Consider the following 505-nt stretch of genomic DNA (forward strand, 5'->3'; position numbering starts at 1 on the left):
CTCGTCGGCAATCAAGTGGATCCTCGTGTCTTGCTTCGGGTATCAGGGATTCAGCAACGCCAAGTTCGGGCGCATCGAGTGTCACGAAGCGATCAACGCGTACGCTCGCGAGCTCCTCCTCGACGCGAAGGCCGCCCTGGAGGATGCCGGATGGCGCGTCGTCCACGGGATCGTCGACTCCGTCTGGGTGACGCCCGCCGAGGGCCGCGAACAGCGTCCGCTGACGGCGGTCGCCGACGAGATAAGCCGTGACGCCGGCATCGAACTGGAGTACGAGTGCGCGTTCGACTGGGTGGCGTTCTGCCCGATGCGAAGCTCGGAGTCGGGAGCGCTGACCCGGTACTTCGGGAAGCGACGGGGCGAGGAGTATCCCGAGACGGGGCTCGGTGACGCGGTCAAGACCCGCGGCATCGAGGGGCGACAGCGCTCGACGCCGGAGTGGGTCGAGGGCGTGCAAGCCGAGGCGCTCCGCGCGTTCGACGAGACGCGGTCGCCGGAGGCGGTG

Annotated in this window: 1 pseudogene; it reads left to right on the forward strand. The window is 68.3% G+C overall.

Annotated elements, in window-relative coordinates:
- Window positions 1-505 (forward strand): annotated as a pseudogene (locus tag DJ73_RS15225) (DNA polymerase I); the annotation flags it as partial.

Origin of the sequence: Halorubrum sp. Ea1 (assembly GCF_002252965.1) — an archaeon.
Classification (GTDB): Archaea; Halobacteriota; Halobacteria; order Halobacteriales; family Haloferacaceae; genus Halorubrum.